The following is a 20,691-nucleotide window of genomic DNA, read 5'->3' as shown; positions in this document are numbered from 1 at the left end:
TTGTCAAGGCCGGCATGCTTGTGTGTGACGCGCTACTCGCTTGAACCAAGCACTTGGGAGAAAGACGCTCCTTCCCATGCGCATTGGGCACTCCATCCTGCCACCGCGCACGAAAAGAGTCCAAATTGCCCAGTATAGTGGCTAAAACTGCATATTTCACCCAAGGTGAAGGGGATGGCAAAAGCGTTTAGCACGGCAACCTGTCATCAAAGGCGGAAAATTCATTTCCACGGCGCGCACGAGGGTGCCGATATCGGCTTCAAAACGGGACAGCTGGAAGGGAGTAGACCTTGGCTGCCGCAATGGCGAGGATGCTCTGCAACGATGACAAGGTCCGGTTCCTGTGGCGCATCAATCTGAACTTCGCGGCGCTAAGAATGCAGCCGACGCAATCCGCGCAGGCGGTTGTGCGGGACGCTCTTCTACGAATCCCAGTCGGGTTCCAGGCAATTTCAGGGTCGCTTGCTGGCGCTCGTACTTGACCGGCACAAAGCCCATGCTCGGTCGGGTCGCCGCCTCGCGGATGGCTGCCGCGTCGGCTGCGTCATTCTTGCCGCCCTTGCCGGATATCCGGTAAGGCGCCACCAGTCTCGGCGACATCAGCTTGACCGTGTGTCCGTGCTGGCGAAACACCGTGCCCAGTAATGCGCGCCAGGCGGCAACTGCGCAATCAGTGGCACCCACTGATCGCGTGAGACTTTCGGGTTGACCAGCACTGCCTTGCCGGCCTCGTCGACGCCATGAATGGCAAACACTGGTTGTGATGAGCCTCGACACGCCATCATGGCACGTCGGTGCCAACTGGCGGCTTCCGCCGCAACCTCGGGTCGGGGAAGTCCCTTTCATTCGATTACCCCGAGTTCGGTGCGGACGTCCAAAAGCAAATGACCTCCCGAAGGAGGTCATCAAGGCAGATCTAGAGTCTCTGCGCCCGGACTCACACGTGGATGTGCGGCCACCGTTCTGCCTTGCCGAACAAACCAAGGCATTGCTCGCAAGGCAACATGAACGCCTCTCGGGTCTCCACAAACGAAATGTTCAGTCTGTGCGGCGTAGAGAGTTGCGAAGCGGCATACCACCGGCAGGCAAACCCAAGGAGCTTCGAGTCCAATCTCTCAGCGACGACCAGCGCCTTAGGTTCGGCGCAAGGCCATACAGCGACCTCCGGGTCCATGCGGTATTCGAACTGGAAAGCCACCTCGTGGTCTTCCGCGTCTTCCATACCCAGAGCGGCAAGCAAAGGCGCCGGCTTCAATACAGCCTTGATCTGGTCGAAGTTCGGACGTGAAGCCGCCCCGCCAGAGAACGCCACGATGAAAGCATTCTGGATCTTCGGCGTTTGCAAGTGGAAGACCGCCATGGCGATATGACCGAGCTCATCCTCGATCGGCGCCTTGCCGTCGATCAAGTCGAGCGGGGCCACGAGATTCATGACTGCGTCGATGACCTGAATTGTCTCTCTGGTTGGTGGAGGGAAGCGGCCGAGCGCCTCCCGGTTCTCGGCGTACTTCCGGATGATGGAGTTGATCTGTGTGTCGTTGAATGGCATGGCAAGCCCCCCTCTTACACCAAGACAACGGGTTTGCCGGCGAGACGTTCGTAGTGCGCTATTGCTGCATTGACAGGTTGCGCTCTGAATCCTTTGCGCAGGAATTCGACATAGTCTGCCAGGACCTTGTTCTTGATAATCTCGTCCACCGACGAAAGGTGAAGACTTTTGGCGACGAAGTAGATGAGTTCCTGGTCCTTGAGTGTGGCGGTATCGACGAACGACTTCGTCGCGGTGAAACAGAACGCATTCTTCACATCCGTGATCAGGCCTTCGCCAGTGAAGTTGTAGCGCCAGGCCATCACGTCGACCCGGATAAGGGCGCCGCGCTCGAGGGCGATATACCAATTCTGCGTCGACGATTCGCCGGCCGACTGGCTACCGAGAATTGCATCAAAGGCAAACTTAATGAGGGTGGAGAAGCCTTCCTTGACGTCCTTTTCACCGCCGGAAAAGAACGAGTCGACTATGGAGGAAATCTGTTCGGCGGCTTTGTCGGTCACGCTGACGCGGTACTGCTCCATGTGCTCAAACATCTTGTATGGAACGATTTCCTCGCGGAACGCGTCTGGGTTTCGCATCTTCTGCACGAGCTCGTTGCGATACCGGTCCAGTTCACCGGTTGCTGCCTTCTTCAGTATGTCGAGTTGCTCACGCGCCTTCGTGTCATCGGGCTTGAGCGCGTTCCGAATTGTGTCAAGAAAAGCCATTTTTGTGATCTCCTGATTTTCCCGGTCAATACAAGAGGAACAAGGGCAGCGGGCATGCGGCTGCCTTGGGATACGCCTATCCCATCGCTTCTATAGATGTGTGGATTGCAGAATCGGAGGAACAAAAAAGCGCTCGAACGAAGAAACGGTGTCAAGCGCTCACGGATAATAGGCGATGGCCATGGCAGTGCAATTCGGCGTTATGAAAGGTAGATATGAGCCGGGCTTATGTCTCAGATCACGGACATGCCATCGCTGCGAGCGCAAAGATGAGGGGTGCCCGCCGCCGATTCGGGTAGTCGAGCGCACAGTGAGGTCACTATCGGCGGTCTCGAATCGCAGGATTCCACCGTTCATATATAGGAAGGAGTGACGCCAAGCGAAAAGTACTACAAGGGCTTCCCCGTTGGCGCAAGACGCCAATTGAGCTTTTGTTGTGAGCCGACTGTCCGCCGCGGTTACGTGAGGAGGTGGAGGACTGCAGTACTACAAACGGTCATGTTGGGCCGCAGGCCCGGACCCTGATGTAAGACGCGCGCGAGGGCCTCGTTCGATTATCGGGCTTGGCGTCCCCCGACTTTTCCCAGGTATGCCTCGCGCGGGTCCAACCCGCTTCACATCAACGCTGGCAGTGCAAAGTGACCTAGCTGCTCATGAGTTCGGCTGTAGCTTATTGAAAGCTGGTTGATCAAGTTATCTGCGCTTACGCATGTTTGAAGGCGTCGCCATATTTCAGCACCGCCCAAGCCATTCTCGCATTCTTGGCTGCAATGGCGACCGACGCGCGCCAGTAGCCTCGGCGCTCTATCAGGTCTCGAACCCAGCGACTGTATCGATCCTGCTTGTCGCCCACATTTGCTATCACCGCGCGAGCCCCCAGAACCAGAAGCGTGCGAAGGTAGGCATCTCCGGCTCTGGTGATGCTGCCCAGGCGGTGCTTACCTCCGCTGCTGTGCTGTCCCGGTGTCAACCCTAACCAAGCTGCCACCTGGCGACCATTTCTGAAGTCATGTCCGGCACCAATACTGGCAGCCAAGGCACTGGCGGTCGTGGGGCCGATTCCACGCAACTGCATGAGGCGCTTGCTGCGTTCGTCTTCACGCGCAATCTCGCTGATGGCACGATCATATTCGTCCAGCTTCTCCTCCAGCCTGCTGGCATGATTTAGCAGGTCCTGGATGCACCGATTCGCCCAGCCAGGTATGGCTTCCAGATGGACCCCGATCTCCTTGCGCAGTCGCTCCGGCTTTTGTGGCAATACCACGCCGAATTCTGCCAGCAGCCCGCGCAGGCGGTTGTAAGTGGCGGTACGCTCTTCGACGAATCCCTGTCGGGTCCGATGCAAACTGAGGGTTGCTTGCTGGTGCTCATCCTTGACCGGCACAAAGCGCATGCTGGGCCGGGTCACCGCCTCACAGATGGCCGCCGCGTCCGCCGCGTCATTTTTGCCGCGTTTGCCGGACATCCGGTAAGGTGCCACCAGTCTCGGCGACATCAGCTTGACCGTGTGACCGTGCTGGCGAAACAACCGCGCCCAATGATGCGCGCCAGAGCAGGCTTCCATACCGATCAGACAGGGCGGCAACTGCGCAATCAGTGGCACCAGTTGATCGCGTGAGACCTTCGGCTTGACCAGCACTGCCTTGCCGGCTTGGTCGACGCCGTGAATGGCAAACACGTTCTTGGCAAGGTCAATTCCAACGGTAACGATAGTCATGGACTTCCCCTTCGCTGGTTGTGTTGCAGCCATCATGGCACTTTGGTGCCAACTGGCGGCTTCCGCCGCAACCTCGGGACGGGGAAGTCCCTTCCATTCGATTACCCCTTTCAGGAGGGTCTCTCGCGACTTTTCGTTTCGACGATCCTCCGCGCCCACTCAAGTACGGGCAACAGACGCGGCGGCAAGTGCTGCTCAGCTTCAGCAAAAGACACCCAGCGGAATTCATGGTGTTCCGGCCGGCCCAGTTCCGGGCTAATCGGCAAGACAACGTCGCCCCGGTCCGAAACCGCCAGATAATAGCGAGCCACCTTGCTGCCGCGGTTGTAGGGCTCGGTTTCGTAGTACTGCTCGCCCCACCGGAACTGCAGCCTTGTCAGGCCGGTTTCCTCGTCGGTCTCGCGCGATGCCGCCACCAGTTCGGTCTCCTCTGGTTCAGGCAACCCCTTGGGGAAATCCCAATTCCGGTAGGCACGTAGAATGAGACAACGCCATTCGCCCGCCTCCGGCCGCAGCACAACCACGCCCGCCGATCGCTTCATTTGATGCGACATCCCGGCCTCTCCCTATTCCTATTCCTATTCCCCGCTGGGGGAAGAACCGCGCTCGCGTGCCGTGGCCGACCTGGAAGGGGCCCACCCACGCCGGCGCGCTGCTGGAGATCGTGCACCGCACTCGCTGCCACCCCATACGATCGCCTATCTGCTTGAACATGCACGCGACCATCACGCCGGTCCACCGCTCGATTTGCCGAAGCTCGGAAGATATCCCCGCCATCGCCATTGCGGCCTGCTCGAAGCAACCCTCTACACGCCGGCGGTCCAGGCGGAGGTCAGTGCGACATCAGCACGGGAACCGTCAAGGACGCCAGCAACGTGCGCGTCACACCGCCGAGCACGAGCTCACGCACGACCATGGCTGTAGGCCCCCATGACGATCAGGTCAGCATTGAAATCTGCCGTGCGAGAGAGCAGCAACTCGCCGATGGTTAGATCGGAGCCCCCGGTACCGTGCTCGATCTCTACGGCAACGCCGTAGCGCATCAGCGTCCGGGCCGCGTGGCTGCAAGGCGTTGCGTCCGCGCGCATCTCCTTGGAGGTGGTTTGTACGTTCAGGATCCTGACCTCGGCGCCGGCGATGAGCGGAATGGAGTCGTGCAGGGCCCTTGTCGCTTCCCGGCTGCCATTCCATGCCAGCATGACCCGCGTCCCCACCGTTGGGAACACCCCCGCGAACGGAATCACGAGCACCGGCCTGCCGGCTTCAAGTATCAAGGATTCCAGAAACTGATGCGCGACGAAGCTAGCACCGTTCAGCGCTGCCATGCAATCCATGCAGACTCCGCGGGCAGGAACGCTTCTTCATGCCAGGCCCGTACCCTTGCCGTGTAATGTTCTACCGGACGGGACGCCGGCACAGACGCTGAGAAGATGTACCCTGAAATCGCACCCGCTATCGACCCTTCAGCGCTCATTAGAGTACTTTCGGCGGGAAGCTTGCCATCCGCGGCGGCATAGAGTTCCACCTTGACTGAATCTGGCGAAATTTCACCCAGATACACGGGTAGCCTGAAATGCCATTGGTCTGCTTCGCGCCTTGCCTCGACCGCCCCGAAATGTACCTCGTGCCAATCTGTGGCAAGCGCGGAGTCCCATGCGTGCAATGCTCGCGCCAGCCGCGCTCCGCTTTCGCAGCGTCGCCGATAGGTGCGTGCCGCAGGCCGGTAGAAGCGCTCCATATACTCAATAAGCATCCGATTTGTACTGAAACGCGGTGCCAGATGCGACGTGCTGGCCCGCATGCGCTGCACCCAGCTGCGCGGAATACCCTGCGCGTCGCGTGCATAGAATGCAGGCACAACTTCTTCCTCGAGCAGGCGGTACAGGCTGTCGGCGTCAGCCTCGTCGCTGCCATCCCCCCCGCTTCCGATTGCCCAGCCGTACTCGGGCCGATAAGCTTCCGCCCACCAGCCGTCCAGCGTCGACAGATTCAGCCCGCCATTGCACAACGTTTTCATGCCACTCGTGCCACAGGCCTCCCGCGGCCTTCGCGGCGTATTGATCCACACATCGACGCCTTGCAGCAGATGCTGTGCGAGCGCCAGGTCGTAGTCTTCCAGGAACACCACGTGCCGGCGAAGCTCCGAGCGATGTGTGAACTCGAACCACTCACGAATCAGCGCTTTGCCTTGCGCATCCTCCGGATGGGCTTTCCCTGCGATGATCAGTTGCAAGGGTCGCTGTGCGTCCGTGAGCAGACGTGTCAGGCGCGCCGGATCCTTTAGCAGCAAATTCGGTCGCTTGTATTCAGCGAATCGGCGTGCCAGACCAAGCGTCAGGACATTGGGATCGAGTACCTGCGCAGCTTCCGAAACCAGTTGCGGCGAGGCGCCGCGCTGGCCCAGCTGCCACGCCAGGCGTTCCCGCGCGTAGCGCACCAGATCGTGTCGTTGCTTGGCAGCCAGCGTCCAAAGGGACTCGTCAACACTCGCGGACATGGGCTCGGCCAGACCTTCTACAGTACCGAGCCAGCGGTCTTTCCCACAGGCGCAGGTCCAGAAATGATCCGACCAAACCGAATCCCACGACGGCATATGCACGCCATTGGTGACATGTCGTATAGGCACCTCATCCAGCGGCCAGCGTGGATAGAAGCCGCTGAAAAGCCTGCGACTGACCTCGGCATGCAGCCGGCTCACGCTATTGACATGCGCGCACCCTTTCAGTGCCAGATAGGCAGTATTGAACGGTTCGTCTTTGTCGGTCGGGTCAAGCCGGCCCAGCGCAAGAAAATCATCGACCGAGAGGTTAAATTCACGAAGATACTCGCGCGCATACGTATAGACCAATGATGGCGGAAATGCGTCGAATCCTGCCGGTACTGGCGTGTGCGTCGTGAACACGTTCCCGGCGCGGGTGGCCCACATGGCCTCCCGGAACGAAACATTCGTGTGCTGCATGAAGCGACGGGCTCGCTCCAGGACCACCAGCGCCGCGTGACCTTCGTTGAGGTGACACACTTCCACCTCGATGCCGAGCGCCTCGAGCATGGCCCATCCCCCAATGCCGAGCACCACCTCCTGGAGCAGTCGCATTTCCGCCCCCCCGCCGTACAGCTTAGCCGTGATGCCGCGATCCGCGGCACCGTTGCGCACATCATTGCTATCGAGCAGGTATAACCGGGTGCGTCCGATAATCGCCTGCCATACACGGACAAACAGCATACGGCCAGGCAGCCTCAGTTCAACTTTCAGCCAGGCGCCATCCGCGCCGATCGTCGGCTGGACCGGCAGGCTCGTCGGATCGTTGTAGGGATAGGCTTCGCGCTGGTCTCCATTCGCATCAATGATCTGGCGGAAATAGCCTTCCTGGTAGAGCAGTCCTATGCCAATCACTGGCGCATCCAGATCACTGGCCGTCTTGAGATAGTCGCCCGCCAGCACTCCGAGCCCGCCCGCGTACAGGGGGAGCGCTTCGCTCAGGCCAAACTCCATGCTGAAGTAGGCAACCCTGATGGGGCTGTCGCTATCCCGCCTTCTAGCGTACCAACCTAATTCACTGAGATAGCACCGGCGATTCTCAATCGCCCGATTGAGGTCCTGCAAAAAGATGCTGTCGCCCGCGAGTTCATCCAGACGCTTTTGCGAAATGTTTTGCAGGATCACCCATGGATTGGGGCTGCGCGCCCAGAGCTCTGGCTCGATGGTCTGCCACAAGGCATCCAGCGCGTGACTCCAGGTCCAGCGCAAATCGAGTGCCAGCTCCGTCAACGCAGACAACGTCTCCGGCAGGGTTCGCGGCAAGAACGCATACACGTGGGATCCTCAGCACAATAGGTTGGTTTGCAACTGCCCGGCGCCACGCTGCTTTGGTTGGCTGCGCATGTCGGGCCGCTCCGCGTATGCCGACAGACAACTAGTCTACTGCGTCAGTGCAAAGGCATCAGGAGATACACGCGTAGCACGCTGCCGAGCGCGCCCAGGCAAAATCGCTCGACATGGCCAGCTCCCGGAGTTCTGACCAGCGCTTAGGCCGCGTTTCATACAGCCCGTCAGCGAGACCACCCGTTTTGGCCAGAGGGAAAATTTCCGATGCCACCAACAACTGGCGCAAAGTACTATTGTCATTGCCGTGTCGCACCTGCCGGGTTGCAGCATCAGCCAATTCCACCACAATCGCGCTCCTCAGTCGTATGGGTGCGTGTCTAATTCTTGACGCTGTGCCCGGCAAGGATTTGATCTCGATCAAGGGCGCTCTCGGCTCGGGCCCGCGTCACCGCCGAGGACTAAGGCCGTATGGCATTAGGAATGGGACGCAGCCGAGACCGATGAGCCGCGTGTGAAGTCGGCCACACTTGCCATTCACGGACTGGGGCAGAGTATCCAGGGCGTTGCCCACCAGAGCTGTGCTGCCGATTCCTGATTCGCGACGAACTGATCGAGACTAAATCGTGAGAAGCAGTACCTGAAGCGGCGGTGCGAAGTGAGCGGTGCAGGCATCATCGTTTGCTGCGGTGCTCCAACCCTTCTCCTGCCTCAGGTTTCATCCCCCGAGATTTCCCGGTACTTCCGGTCGACGTCTGCGCGCTGACAAAGCCCTGTTCCCGCGCTCAGCAAGGTCGCAGAAGCGGCCGCCAGCCCATAGTGGAATGCCTCCCTCTTGCTTGTGTGACGGTTCAACGCCCAGACCATTGCAGCAAGGAAGCTGTCGCCCGCCCCGATAGAACTGGACACTGGCGTAGACAAGGCTGGCGCTCGCAAGGTCTGATCCGCGGTAACCAGCAATGCGCCCTGCTCGCCGAGCGTAAGTGCCACCATCTGCGCGCGCCCTTCTCGGACAACTTCCAACGCGGCATTGCGCCACTCTTCTTCACCGTGCAATGGCAAGCCAGTCAACTCACGCAGTTCGGCCAGACTCGGTTTGACCAGACTGACTCCCTCGTTCAATGCGCAAACGAGCGCGGGACCCGAAGTGTCCACGACGATCTGCGTGCCGCGCGCCCGCGCCAGGCGTGCAAGCCTTGCATAGAAATCTACAGGAACACCAGGTGGCAGACTGCCGCTCATCACCAGATACCGCGGCGGCTCGGCGAGCGTCTCAAGATGAATGATGCAACGCTCCCATTCGTCCTGCGTTACCTTTGGCCCTGGCAGCACGAAGCGGAATTGGCGTCCGGTGGAGGATTCAGTCACGGAAAAATTTTCGCGTGTCTCCCCGGCAATCGCATGGCACACACCTGGCACTCGCTCTACTTCGAGCAGATGTTGCAATAGCGTCCCCGTGGCACCTCCAGCGAGATAGACGGCGAGGCAATCACCGCCAAGCCGCTGGATAACGCGTGCCACATTTATCCCGCCGCCTCCTGGATCCCGCCTCGCCTCGCTGCATCTTAGCTTGCGCGTATCTGACACTCGGTCGATCGAGGTTGCCACATCCACGGCGGGATTCGGTGTAATGGTCAGAATGTCTGTCATCATCCAATGATTGGCATGGCCCTGCCGTAATGCTGAAGGGTTGTTGTTCAACGCGCCATCGCCACCGCCGCTTTAGCGGCAGCAACTGTGTGCTTGACCGCTATGAAGCTGCGGGGGTCACGGAAATGGAATCATCCCCGTCAAACAATCCGATGTCAGAGCGCCGGAGCTCCTCAAACCAGATCATGCGCGAGTGTCGCCAGCCATGTGCCGCTACGGCCGTCCGTGCAAGAGCTCTTCTCATCCTAGGCACGATCTCCCTCTTTGCGCAACTTCCGCGACAGCACGTTCTGACGGCACACGCTGACGCCGAACAATGGCCGGCACCGGCCCGCCGCTATCTTGAATGAAGCACTGCCCGAACCCCGCTCAACGGTTCGCGGCATGTCGCAAGCCGCATCGAGCGCGGCGTCGCCTATCCCCTCGCCTGGTGGTTGCGCGCTGCCATCCGCCGAGGCTTTCGCCTGCGCGGGGGAAAGGAGTCCTGGACGCGCTGCACGGCCTACGCGGGCAGCGAGCGAGCCGAGACCTGCCAACGCCAGGACGCTGCCCACCAGTGCCGATGACAGGGCGGAGCCCAACGGCCAGTCGCGGCTATCCAGCAATTGTTGCGATCGAAACGAAGAAGAGCAGGAGCGATACCCCCATCAGTACTTCGGGCATGGCGATCCGCGCGAGCACCAGCGTCGTCAGCATGGGAGGGCGATACCGGCGCAGCGCGGCTGCTGCCAGCGTGCCATGTACACTCGACGTCCCGGCGGCAACCAGGCCGATGACTAGAGAATTCCGGGCTGCCCTCAGCATGGCGGGACCCTTGGCAGGGACGCCATACCAGCGCAGCGTAAATCCGCTCCACTCGGCATTCAAGCGCGAATCGGTCTCGATGAGAGCCTGATCGACGCGGCGCGCGACCTCGTGGCTTCACCATGGCAAGCCATCAGGTACGTCATGCTGCCGTTAATCCTTCCCGGGATCATTGCGGGATCACTGCTTGCATTCACACTATGGATGGACGACTTCGTGGTGACATTCTTCACTGCAGGACCCGGCCAGCCTACGCTGCCACTGCAGATCTACTCAATGATCCGCATTGCGGTCACGCCCGAAGTCAACGCGATCTCCTCCATTCTCATGGTACTAACGTTGGCGGTCCAGGAGAGCAATATCGGCCTCATGCAGGCATTCGAGAAGATGGACTGCGGTGACTTCAAGGTCGTGACTTATACGGCCTGGTGGGTGCGCAGGGTCGGCAACGACCGGCTGCCATATCCCAAGCGCCCAGTGCACGACGGGTGCGCATAATTTCCACCAATCACTGGGGCTTCTCCCCTGGCTTCGTGGCACCTTCCGTATAGGGGTCGAATTTGCCCGACTTCGCACCTTCCCTGTAAGGGTCGAATTTGCCAGACCGGGCGCTGCTGGCTTTGGGTTCTGCCGTACTGCCGCTGCCGGGCAGGCGTGCCTTGTTCGACTGTTTCCGACCTTCCGTATACGGATCGAACTTACCGGACTTTGTCGGGCTCTGATCCGTCGTCTTGTCAGTGTGGCTACCGCTGTACAGGTCACCACCGTCCGTGTAGTTCTTTTGCGCGTGCGCAATCTGTGAGCCAAGGGCAACCAATGCAGCGGCGGCCAGGGCAGGAGCAATCCTTTTGAACATATTCATTCTCGCAAGTAAGTGAAGGCTTGTACAACGCCCTTGCAGGAGTCGGCACACAGCCAGGCGGCCTGTCAGCCGGCTCTGTTCCGGCTGGCGCCAACTTGGCGTCGGCACTCAACCGCAACGCGTTCACTTCTACATTAGTTAGCCTTCGCGCATAGGATTTGGGCTGGATCAAGTATTCATTCAGAACAACCGTAAGCGCTTGATGACGGACGCCCGATCTGGGCAAGCTCAGGTAGCTCGCAACGACTTCTGCGGACGCAAACATGGGAGAGGAACAAATTGATTTCTTACCGCTTCAGGCGGTGCGGGTGCGCTCCAATGGCAAGCGGGAGAACGATCCGCTAGCCAAGCGGCGATGTTCAGTTGTGCCTGAGTTCGGGGGCGGGGGGTTTCGAGCATGGCACTCAAGGCTGGAGTCAACGCCAACCAGTTACACCAATGGATTGGGCAGAACCGACAGGCAACGAAGTCCGGCGAAGGAGCGCTGTCGGCACTTGTACCGGTCGTGGCCGCTTTGCAGTCGAGTCCAGCGAGTTTGGCGCCGCAGACTTGCCAGCTATCGGCGCTGCTTTCCTGAGCCGTGCAGCTCTCGATCCCGCTCTCGTGCGTGAGCTTGGGAAACGCATCTACACCGTCCCGGCGCTAGAACGGTGTCGGGCATTGGATGGATGAGAGGCTGAAATCGCGGTCGAAATCTTCGAACAGGCGATTGACCTAGCGACGCAGAGTCTCGCCGGGGCTTGTGGCAACCACGAGCGCAGGGCTGCTCGATCACCGTTCTTCACGCGCAGTTCGGTAGTAGTAGTCTTCCCCGTGTGCCGGACCTCCACGCGCGTCATGCCGCCAGCCGCCTATGGCGCGAGAGCGTAGTCCAAAGGCCATCGCAGGCGCAGGAAGTCGATGACGTTCAGATCCATGCCTGGCGATGCATAAGTCCAGACGATCTGCCCCTGTTCGAACTTGTTCAGCTTCCCGTGGCGGATGCCCGCCCGCTTAAGCGGCCGGTTGTGCTCCCGATACCACGCGACATCGGCTGCGGCGGCAGGATCGTCGCAATAGAAGAGCCAATCGGCTGCAAAAGCATCCTGTGCACGTTCCAGTGCATGGCCCAACGGCTCCGGCACGGGCGAGTAGCGGCCGGCATCGATTTCCACCGGCGGATAGGTCAGTACCCACTCGCCATAGACGTCGTCATCCACGCTGTGATAGAGGGCAGTCTCATGCGTCGAGTAGTAGTGCTCGAGCATGAAGAACGCCGCGACCAACTTGTCGCGGACCGGCCCCGTATACCACCCATAAACGTTCTCGCCTTCCACGATCACCATCACCGCGCACATCAGGCCGGGCCCCTTGGGTTCGTAAGCCAGGTAACTGAAAGGCTCGCTCACGCTCATAGTATTTCCCCTTGAAGTCGATCCGCGCCTGTCCGGTCGCCATGTCACTGCCCGATATCCCATACGTGCCCTTAGGCGAACGGCACCAAGCGGTCTTTAGGATAGAGCGCCAGGCGGAACAAAGCCAAGGCACGGTCGAGGCGATATCTGCGTGCCGCGTAGTCTCTCCGCCGTCACACAGGGCCGGCACCGCTGAGCCCAAAATCCCGGGTTGAGAATTTCAGCTTCATCCCCAGATTGTCAACCATGGGGCAGGCCGGAGCGAACAGGCGTTCGCGGATTTGAAAGGCTGCCTGAACAGGCGGGACAGAACCCGCCAATGCTTTATAGCGGGATGAGCCCGCACACGCGATGAGTACGCATGACCGCGTAAGAGACGCGGGCAATCCCAGCCAAGCCATGGCCCGACTGCTAGCGCTCGCCACAGAGCGGGGCTACCTGATCCACTCGGATGTTGTCGACGAACTGCCGGCCGAACACGCGTCACAGGAAGAACTCGAATCCGTGCTCGCCGCGCTCGCGCAGCTGGGCGTTGAGGTACTCGAAGAGCGGCCGCTGGCTGGAAGCTTGCAGGAAACCACCGGGACTAGTGTCGACCCCGGCGCGATTGAAGAAGCCAGCAAGCTCCTCGACGACGTCGCCGAGGGGACAGGCGCGTCAACGGACACGCTCGCGGTCTATGCCCGTCGCATGTACTCCGTTGCGCTGCTGACGAAGGACGAAGAAGTCGCCCTTGCGAAGGAAATCGAAGCCGGTCGGCGTGACGCCCTATGGGCGTTCGCCGGATGTCCGCGCGCGATCGAGGCATGGATTAACGGAGCCGAGGTGCGTAGCGTCATCGATAACGCGCAGACGCTGGGCGAGATTCGCCAACCTCTAGTATCAATGTGGCGTTCGCTGCGCCGGGGGGGCATCGACGCGCCCGGTTACCGGCGTGCCCGCCAAGCGATCTTCGCGTTGCTCGAGGCGAACGCGCAACCGGCACGGCTCGTGGAGGGCGTGGCGCGGGTCATGCGAAGTCTGAACACCGCGGGGAGCGAACCCGCCGGCGATCGCGTCGATCCGCGCGCCGAGGTCGGCGCGCTCGCCAAAGAGGTGATGGCAGCACAAGCACGCATCCATCGGGCCACGCGCAAGATGCTCGAGGCCAACCTGCGACTCGTGCTGTCGATTGCAAAGCGGTATCAGAACCGCGGCCTGGACCTGGCGGACCTAGTTCAGGAGGGCAACATCGGGCTGCTGCGTGGCATCGAAAAATTCGAGTACCGCAAGAATCTCAAGTTCTCGACGTATGCCACATGGTGGATCCGCCAGGCCGTAATGCGGGCCGTGGCCGACCGCGCGCGCCTGATCCGGCTCCCAGTACACGTCGGGGACGAATTGGGTCGCATTCGCCGCATCGCCGAGCGCATCCGCCAGCGCACGGGCCGCAAGGCGGCGCATGCGCAACTGGCAAGCGAATGTGGGCTGGGTCAAGACAAGCTACGAACATTATTGACCCTGCCTGCCGCAACCCGCTCGCTCGACGCGCCTGTCGCGGACGGCGAGACGAGTCTCGCCGAACTCATCGAGGACCACGGCGCGCCGGATCCCTTCGAAGCGCTGGCCGATACGCGTCTGCGCGAATTCGTCTCCTCATTGTTGACGACATTGACACCGAAGGAAGCCGACGTCTTGCGCCGGCGCTTCGGCATCGGCGGCTCTCTTCCAAACAGCCATGAGGAAATCGCCCGGCAAACAGGCCTCTCGCGCGAACGGGTGCTCCACATCGAGCAGAAGGCTCTGGAAGCGCTGCGTACATCAGCGCAGGCACGGGCGGCACAGACGTTTCTCGCAACAGAGAGCTGATTGGCAGGATATGCGGTGCAGGGCGCGAACGCTTCGTTCGGGGCCGCACGCTCTCAGACGAGGCTGCAATCAAGAAACCACAGCCTAGGGCAGCGCCTTCAAGCGTTGGAAAAGGCGCTACCCCGGGCGCCCATCTGGTGAACGGGGTATCGCAGCGACGTCTATCCCATCTAAGCCGGGGAGCTCACTCCAGGATCTCCCTCCTGGCGCATCGGGAAACCGCAGATAGTCGAACTGCACCTCGTCGAACCCCATCCGTGCTGCTTCCTCGTAGCGAGCATTGGCCACAACACCTCGTAGACGGAGCGGTGGCCGTCATCGACGCTGAGCACAACCGCGCGCGGCGGCAGGTTGTCGGAATCACCGGCCCGCCACGCTAGCACATCCGCCAGTGGCACGATCCTGTGGCCGTTGTTCTCGGGAAAGCGCAGATGTGCACGAATTGTTTCCGTGCGGACCGTCATCGTGTCGACCGCACGTTCGGCGAAGCGATGGTAGACGAGCACAGGCACATCTCGCGCCACAGGCTGTGCGCGCCCAGGGTTCGCCAGGGTCGGCACAAGGAACAAGCAACCCAGCCATGCGAGAAAGCGCATTCTCTTTTCCATGCGACCGGTCTTCAGGGCTCGGAAAATGCAGAAGATCCCCCACCGAGGGCCACGAGATGCGGGCGTGAACGTCTTGTCCATTTGCTACATGGTTCGCTTGAGCAGGCAGCGCAACTCCGGAAGCTCCCGGGCATTGAGAACGTCATCGGCCTCCAGCCAGCCCCTTCTGGCTTGGGTCAGGCCCAGCGGCAGATTGTCCAGGTCGGCAACGCGGTGTGCATCCGAAGCGATGCTCACCAGTACGCCATGCTCCCTGGCCATCCGGCAAGTGCTGTCCCACAGGTCCAGCCGGCTCGGCTGACTGTTGGCTTCGACAAAGCAGCCGCGCTCGGCCAGCGCCTTCATTACGCGGGGAACGTCGAATCTGCAGCCGTCCCGCTCACCGAGCAGGCGGCCGGAAGGATGGGCAAGGATGCTGAAATGCGGATGGTCGATGGCACGGAGAATGCGTGCTGTCTGCTTGGCTGGCGACAATTCGAAGTGGCTGTGGATGGCACCTACCACCAGATCGAGCCGGCCCAGCACCGTGTTCGGCAGATCCAGCGAGCCATCTTCCAGGATGTCGACTTCCACGCCCTTCAGTATCCATGGCATGCCACCCACGCCATTGAGCGCATCGATGCGTTCGGCCTGGACGGCCAACCGCTGCGCCCCCAACCCATGGGTCATGCCCATGCGCGGCGAATGATCCGTGATCGCCAGGTATTGTAGGCCGAGCCTGCCCGCTGCCTCGACCATTTCTTCCAGGCTGGCAAGTCCGTCGCTGTCACGGGTGTGGATGTGCAGGTCACCCTTGATGTCCTCCCTCGCAACGAGCCGGGGCAGCCTGCCATCGCGAGCAGCCTGTATTTCCCCGGTGTCCTCGCGCAGTTCGGGCGGGATCCACGGCAGGCCAACCGCAGCGTAGACCGATGCTTCATCGCGGCCTGCGATCTTCCTGCGCCCCCGGAAAACGCCGTATTCGTTGATCTTCAGCCCCATTGACTGCGCGAGCTGGCGCAACGCCAGGTTGTGTGCCTTCGAGCCGGTCAGGTAAACCATGGCCGCGCCATAGTCCGCCGGTGGTACGACCCTGAGGTCCACCTGCATCCCGTTCGATAACATCACGCTCGCCCGCGTGACGCCCGCCGACAAGACCGTCTGCGTCATCGGATAGGCGGTGAAGGCCAGAATGACCGTGCGGGGCACGGCGGACGTGGCCACGATATCGAGGTCCCCTACCGTGTCCCTGCCCCGTCGCAGACTCCCCGCCACCGTCATGGCCGCTATCTTCGCGTTCTCGCGCAGGTACTGCATGAGCGGGTCGGCAGTACGCGCGGCGACATCGACATTGAAACGCCGGTTGCGATCCATCTGCGCCTGAATAGCCTGGAGCAGGCGCTGTTCGCTACGCGCCCCGAATCCCTTCAGCAAACGGACACGGTGCTCGCGCGCCGCGCGCCCCAGATCGTCCACCGACGCGATATGGAGTTCACGCTGCAACGCCTGAACACGCCGAGGCCCGAGGCCGGGCAATTTCATCAATGCTGCTCCCTGTCCGGGCACCTCGTCGCGCACTTGGCGCAGCAGCGCACACGTACCGGTATCGGCGATCTCGCGAATCTTGCCGGCCAGATCCCGCCCGATGCCCGGCAGATCGGCGGGATCGCAGCCGCGCGTGAGAAAGGTCCGCAGGTCCTCTCTCATCCCGCTGATGGTGCGCGCGGCATTGCGGTACGCACGAATCCGGAACGGGTTCGCGCCCGAGATATCAAGCAGGTCGGCAATTTCATTGAAGATGGCAATGACATCCTCATTGAGCAAGCCCTGCTGTGATCCGAGGCGATTTTCCACGTCCGCAACCCTTGCCAGCGTTTGCAGCGGCGCCGGCGCTCGTAGCGACGTCGCGCTTTCCCCCTTCGCGGCAATGGCATCTCGTACTCTGGCCGTCACAGCTAACTCCCGCGCGTATCCATTCCCAAACATTCTGGTCGACAGGTCGCCGAACGGTTTGCGGAATGTCAAAGTGCATGGGCGCGCAGCGGCTGGCCAGGCGCAATCCGCTGACGTCACACGAAGGCAATGCGCACTGCCGGCGCCCAGCTTTCGACATCACGGGCCGCGCGGACTACACTCGCGCGTTTCACCGTGGTTGTCGCTTCTTCCGAAGCATTCCGGTATCCGGCGCCGTATCCGCTTCGCCCCCCGGTTTGCCTCGTACGAGGCTTGGCCCGTCTCGACAGCATCCTGCAGGATCGCGTCGAGGTATGAGACCACAGCCGGCAAATCGGCGTAAGCTGGCTTGATCTCCCCAATCAGGTGGCCGACGGCCAGCCGCAGGGCGCGGTGGCCGACCTTTCTGATAGCCTTCTGCAAGTTCCGCCGCCAATGGGGAAGTTTGCTCATCAGGCGCTGCAGCTGCTCGTAGTGGGCATTGACGCTTTGGCTCAGCTTCTGCTGTTGCGCCTCCGGTAGTCCAGCGAATTCCTCCTCGGAGATCGTTTTCTCACCGTCGTCCTTGAGCGGCGCAAAGGCCAGGCTGTCCGGCTCGCGCGACATGGCGATGCCATGTTTGCGCGCGTCCTCGCCCAGCGCCTGCAGCGCGGCGTCTTCTCGCGCCTTCTCTTCCTCTTCAAGCAATTCGACACGATTCTGGTACTGGACGTCCTCGAACGCCGCTGCCACAGCGAGTCCTACCTCGCGGGAGAAGCACTGCATATCCTGAAAGAGTTGCCTGCCGCGGCCGCCCGGCAGCCGTAGCAGCTTCACGCCTTCCGATGCCGCGAAGTCGCAGACATAACACCAGTCCTCCGGCTGCGGCCCTTCGGGCGCCGCCGCTTCCAGGATGTGACGCACCAGTGCACGGCGCCCGCTTCCCGGCTCGCCCAGTACGAACAGATTGCAGCCGCGAACACGCATGCCGATCCCGAGCTGGATGGCGGCCACGGCGCGCGGATGTATCAGGGCAAGATCGACATCAACCAGTGATTCGGTGGTGTCGAACCCAAGGCTTTTCGGTCCGCACGGTGTGTACAGCCTTTCCGGCGGAAGCTCAGCGATCATCGTCATGTGCGGGCGCGGCAGGTCACTGCTGCGCTTCCAGGGCTCCCGCCAGCGCATCGTCCACCGTTTCCAGTGCCACGAAGCGAAGCAAGCTGCGCGCGTCTGCAGGAATGTCTTCGATATCGGGCATATTGCGCACGGGCAACATGATGGTCCCAATTCCGCCGCGCTGTGCGGCGAGCACCTTCTCCTTGATGCCGCCGACCGGCAATACCACGCCGCGCAAGCTGATCTCGCCGGTCATGGCCACATCCCGATGCACGGGGCGGCCCATCATCAGCGAAGCTATCGCGATGAACATCGCGACACCAGCGCTCGGACCGTCCTTGGGTACCGCACCGGCGGGCACGTGCACGTGGACATCGCTCTTGTCGAACGCGGCGCTATCGATGCGCAGGCTCGTGCAGCGCGACTTGACCAGCGTCAGTGCGGCCTGCGCACTTTCCTTCATCACGTCACCGAGCTGCCCGGTCAGGACCAGCCTGCCGGAGCCGGGCGTGATGCTGGCTTCGATAAACAGCAGGTCGCCACCGGCCGGCGTCCATGCCATGCCCGTCGCGACGCCTGGCAGGCTGACCCGCATCGCCGCCTCGCTCTCGAACCTGTGATGCCCCAGAATAGCCGGCAGGTCGTCCGGCCCAATCCGAGACCGCGCGCCGGGATCCTCGGCCACGCGCATGGCCGCGTACCGAAGCACGACGCCGATCTGCCGCTCAAGACCACGCACGCCTGCCTCGCGCGTGTACCGGCGGATGATGGCTGAGAGTCCCGCAGCGTCCAGCTCGCATTGGTCGGCCGTCAGGCCACAAGCTGCGAGCTGCCGGGGAACGAGAAAGCGCGTCGCAATCTGCAGTTTCTCGGCATCCGTATACCCCGGAAGTTCCAGCACTTCCATGCGGTCGCGCAGCGGGCCCGGAATGCTCTAGGCCTGGTTGGCTGTGCCGATAAAGACGACGGCCGACAGGTCGAACGGCATGCCCAGGTAGTTGTCGCGGAAGGTAGCGTTCTGCTCCGGATCGAGCACCTCCAGCATGGCGGCGGCAGGGTCGCCGTGCACGCCACGGCCGAGCTTGTCGAGCTCATCCAGCATCATCACGCAATCACGGGTGCCGGCCTTGCGAATGGCCTGGATGATATTGCCCGGCATGGCACCGACATAAGTGCGCCGGTGGCCGCGAATCTCGGACTCGTCATGCAGACCGCCAAGGCTTACGCGCACGAAGGGCCGCCCCATCGCATGCGCGATGCTCTGGCCCAGGGAAGTCTTGCCGACGCCCGGGGGCCCGAGGAAGCAGAGGATCGGTCCCTTCCCTTGCGGATTGAGCTTGCGCACAGCAAGGTATTCGAGGATGCGGCGCTTCACCTTCTCCAGTCCGAAATGCTCGTCGTCGAGAATGCGGCGCGCCTCTGCCATGTCTACGGACTTTTCCTGCGGCAGGCCCCACGGCAGCTCGGTCAGCCATTCGAGGTAGCTCGTGCACATCGAGTACTCGGAAGACGCTTCCGGCATCCGCTCCAGGCGCGCCAGTTCCTTGCGGGCCTGCGTCTCGATGTACGCCGGCATGTGGGCACCGTCGATCGCCTCGGCCAGCCTGCGGATGTCTTCCTGGTTCTCGCCGCCTTCGCCGAGTTCGTGCCGGATGGTCCGGAGCTGCTCGCGTAGCAGCATTTCCCGCTGCCGCTGGTCGAGGCGGCCGCGGGTCTGTTCGCCAATCTCGCGCGACAGGCGCAGCACTTCGATGCGGCCGGCCACGGCGTCGAGAACCTTGTCCAGCCGCTTGCCGACATCAACCGTCTCGAGAGTTTCCTGCTTGCGTTCGAGCGGGATGTCGACCAGGCCTGCCACTGTGTCGGCGAGCAACCCCGGCGACTCGATCGCCTGCAAGGCGGTCACAAGCTCGGCGGGCACATTCGGAAGCACGTCGTCCGCGACATCCCTGAGCAAGGCCTGTACATCGGTGAGCAATACATTGATGTCGCGAATCAACGGTCCCTGTTTACCGCAAGATCTGCTCGGATATCGCGTTCATCGTTCACTCCCTATTCTGAAACTACGTCGCGAGGCGGCAACAATTTCGTACCGGTCGTGCAAGGTCAATATAGGGGCGTCCTGGCGCCGCAGTTTGATAAGGAACAAGACCAGGGACCAGACCGTCACCGCCCTATCCCGGTGTGTAGTGGCCCACGCCTGACGTTCCAATGCGCCGTGAACGTCCTTTCTCGTGACCAGGTTCATCGCAGGGCTCGGCGGCGCCCTTGCTCTTGAAAATGTCCATTGCCGCTCCATATCGGAGACATGGTTGTCATCCCGGCAATCTGGCGGCGTTCTGGACAGGGGTTCGAATCCCCTCACCTCCACCTCAGCGTACCGTGACACGCGGCGCGCTGAGGTGGGGGTGTACCGGTTTCGACAGGACGTACAAAGGGGCGCAGGCAACCCGTCAGGCGATCGACGTAAATGAAGCAAATCTCATAAACGCCAACGATGAGCGTTTCGCACTGGCCGCCTGAGGCCAATGCCGGGGCCGCTGAAGCCTTGTAAACCAAGACAGCCGATGGGGACTTCGGTCCCCATTGTCATTTCAGCCGGTTCCTCGCCGCTGTCGTCTCCTTCCCTCTCAATGCGATGGAAGTCGAGAATCACCGCCTTGCGCTGCATCAACGTTGTCACCGGCGCAGCGCCT

Annotated in this window: 13 protein-coding genes, 1 other RNA gene and 4 pseudogenes; 3 read left to right on the top strand and 15 right to left on the bottom strand. The window is 61.5% G+C overall.

Going from position 1 to position 20,691, the window contains the following annotated elements; genetic code table 11:
- Window positions 1-408: 408 nt before the first annotated feature.
- From J8I34_RS28205 to J8I34_RS28165, 9 genes and pseudogenes are all read right to left on the bottom strand, one after another.
- A pseudogene (locus J8I34_RS28205) lies at window positions 409-785 on the bottom strand (IS110 family transposase); the annotation flags it as partial.
- A 152-nt stretch (window positions 786-937) separates the two neighbouring features.
- Complete coding sequence (locus tag J8I34_RS28200) at window positions 938-1,549, bottom strand: hypothetical protein (protein ID WP_209807547.1); 612 nt, start codon at window positions 1,547-1,549, stop codon at window positions 938-940.
- A gap of 14 nt (window positions 1,550-1,563) precedes the next feature.
- The gene (locus J8I34_RS28195; RefSeq protein WP_029049007.1) at window positions 1,564-2,259 is read right to left on the bottom strand and encodes a hypothetical protein; all 696 of its coding nucleotides are present in this window, start codon (window positions 2,257-2,259) and stop codon (window positions 1,564-1,566) included.
- Window positions 2,260-2,962: 703 nt separating this feature from the next.
- Window positions 2,963-3,976 carry an IS110 family RNA-guided transposase gene (locus J8I34_RS28190; protein ID WP_209776975.1) on the bottom strand — a complete coding sequence of 338 codons (1,014 nt, stop codon included), beginning with the start codon at window positions 3,974-3,976 and terminating at the stop codon, window positions 2,963-2,965.
- Between the two features lie 110 nt (window positions 3,977-4,086).
- Window positions 4,087-4,530, bottom strand: a complete 444-nt coding sequence (locus J8I34_RS28185) for an NUDIX domain-containing protein (protein ID WP_245176188.1) — start codon at window positions 4,528-4,530, stop codon at window positions 4,087-4,089.
- A gap of 278 nt (window positions 4,531-4,808) precedes the next feature.
- Window positions 4,809-5,274, bottom strand: a pseudogene (locus J8I34_RS28180) (universal stress protein); the annotation flags it as partial.
- A 14-nt stretch (window positions 5,275-5,288) separates the two neighbouring features.
- The gene (glgP, locus tag J8I34_RS28175) at window positions 5,289-7,790 is read right to left on the bottom strand and encodes an alpha-glucan family phosphorylase (RefSeq protein WP_209807546.1); all 2,502 of its coding nucleotides are present in this window, start codon (window positions 7,788-7,790) and stop codon (window positions 5,289-5,291) included.
- A gap of 720 nt (window positions 7,791-8,510) precedes the next feature.
- Complete coding sequence (locus tag J8I34_RS28170) at window positions 8,511-9,449, bottom strand: 1-phosphofructokinase family hexose kinase (protein WP_209807553.1); 939 nt, start codon at window positions 9,447-9,449, stop codon at window positions 8,511-8,513.
- Between the two features lie 594 nt (window positions 9,450-10,043).
- Entirely contained in the window at window positions 10,044-10,316 is a 273-nt protein-coding gene (locus tag J8I34_RS28165; RefSeq protein WP_245176187.1) for an ABC transporter permease, read from the bottom strand.
- Here J8I34_RS28165 and J8I34_RS28160 point away from each other — a divergent pair.
- Entirely contained in the window at window positions 10,233-10,751 is a 519-nt protein-coding gene (locus J8I34_RS28160) for an ABC transporter permease (protein ID WP_348635811.1), read from the top strand. The two genes, J8I34_RS28165 and J8I34_RS28160, sit on opposite strands and share 84 nt — an antisense overlap.
- Window positions 10,752-10,761: 10 nt before the next feature.
- On the opposite strand, the gene J8I34_RS28155 is transcribed toward J8I34_RS28160, so the two are convergent.
- Both J8I34_RS28155 and J8I34_RS28150 read right to left on the bottom strand, forming a co-directional pair.
- The gene (locus J8I34_RS28155; RefSeq protein WP_209807545.1) at window positions 10,762-11,109 is read right to left on the bottom strand and encodes a hypothetical protein; all 348 of its coding nucleotides are present in this window, start codon (window positions 11,107-11,109) and stop codon (window positions 10,762-10,764) included.
- 857 nt (window positions 11,110-11,966) lie between these two features.
- Complete coding sequence (locus J8I34_RS28150; RefSeq protein ID WP_245176186.1) at window positions 11,967-12,509, bottom strand: hypothetical protein; 543 nt, start codon at window positions 12,507-12,509, stop codon at window positions 11,967-11,969.
- 399 nt (window positions 12,510-12,908) lie between these two features.
- Between J8I34_RS28150 and J8I34_RS28145 the strand changes: the two genes are divergently transcribed.
- Window positions 12,909-14,357: a sigma-70 family RNA polymerase sigma factor gene (locus J8I34_RS28145; protein WP_245176185.1), complete on the top strand. Its 1,449-nt coding sequence runs from the start codon at window positions 12,909-12,911 to the stop codon at window positions 14,355-14,357.
- 147 nt (window positions 14,358-14,504) lie between these two features.
- On the opposite strand, the pseudogene J8I34_RS28140 reads toward J8I34_RS28145, so the two are convergent.
- The 4 genes and pseudogenes from J8I34_RS28140 to lon form a co-directional block, all read right to left on the bottom strand.
- Window positions 14,505-14,627: pseudogene (locus J8I34_RS28140) on the bottom strand (putative glycoside hydrolase); the annotation flags it as partial.
- 422 nt (window positions 14,628-15,049) lie between these two features.
- Window positions 15,050-16,897, bottom strand: coding sequence for a DNA polymerase/3'-5' exonuclease PolX (gene polX / locus J8I34_RS28135; protein ID WP_371748155.1), 1,848 nt, complete (start codon window positions 16,895-16,897; stop codon window positions 15,050-15,052).
- A 159-nt stretch (window positions 16,898-17,056) separates the two neighbouring features.
- Window positions 17,057-18,013 carry a Lon-like protease helical domain-containing protein gene (locus tag J8I34_RS28130; protein ID WP_209807543.1) on the bottom strand — a complete coding sequence of 319 codons (957 nt, stop codon included), beginning with the start codon at window positions 18,011-18,013 and terminating at the stop codon, window positions 17,057-17,059.
- A 16-nt stretch (window positions 18,014-18,029) separates the two neighbouring features.
- Window positions 18,030-19,964 (bottom strand): annotated as a pseudogene (gene lon, locus J8I34_RS28125) (endopeptidase La); the annotation flags it as partial.
- A 291-nt stretch (window positions 19,965-20,255) separates the two neighbouring features.
- Here lon and ssrA point away from each other — a divergent pair.
- Window positions 20,256-20,587, top strand: a transfer-messenger RNA (tmRNA) gene (gene ssrA / locus J8I34_RS28120).
- Window positions 20,588-20,691: the final 104 nt, after the last annotated feature.

The organism is Cupriavidus phytohabitans, from assembly GCF_017815025.1.
Lineage (GTDB): Bacteria > Pseudomonadota > Gammaproteobacteria > Burkholderiales > Burkholderiaceae > Cupriavidus.
The sequence above is the reverse complement of the archived record's forward strand: the minus strand, read 5'-3'. Positions and strand labels throughout refer to the sequence as shown.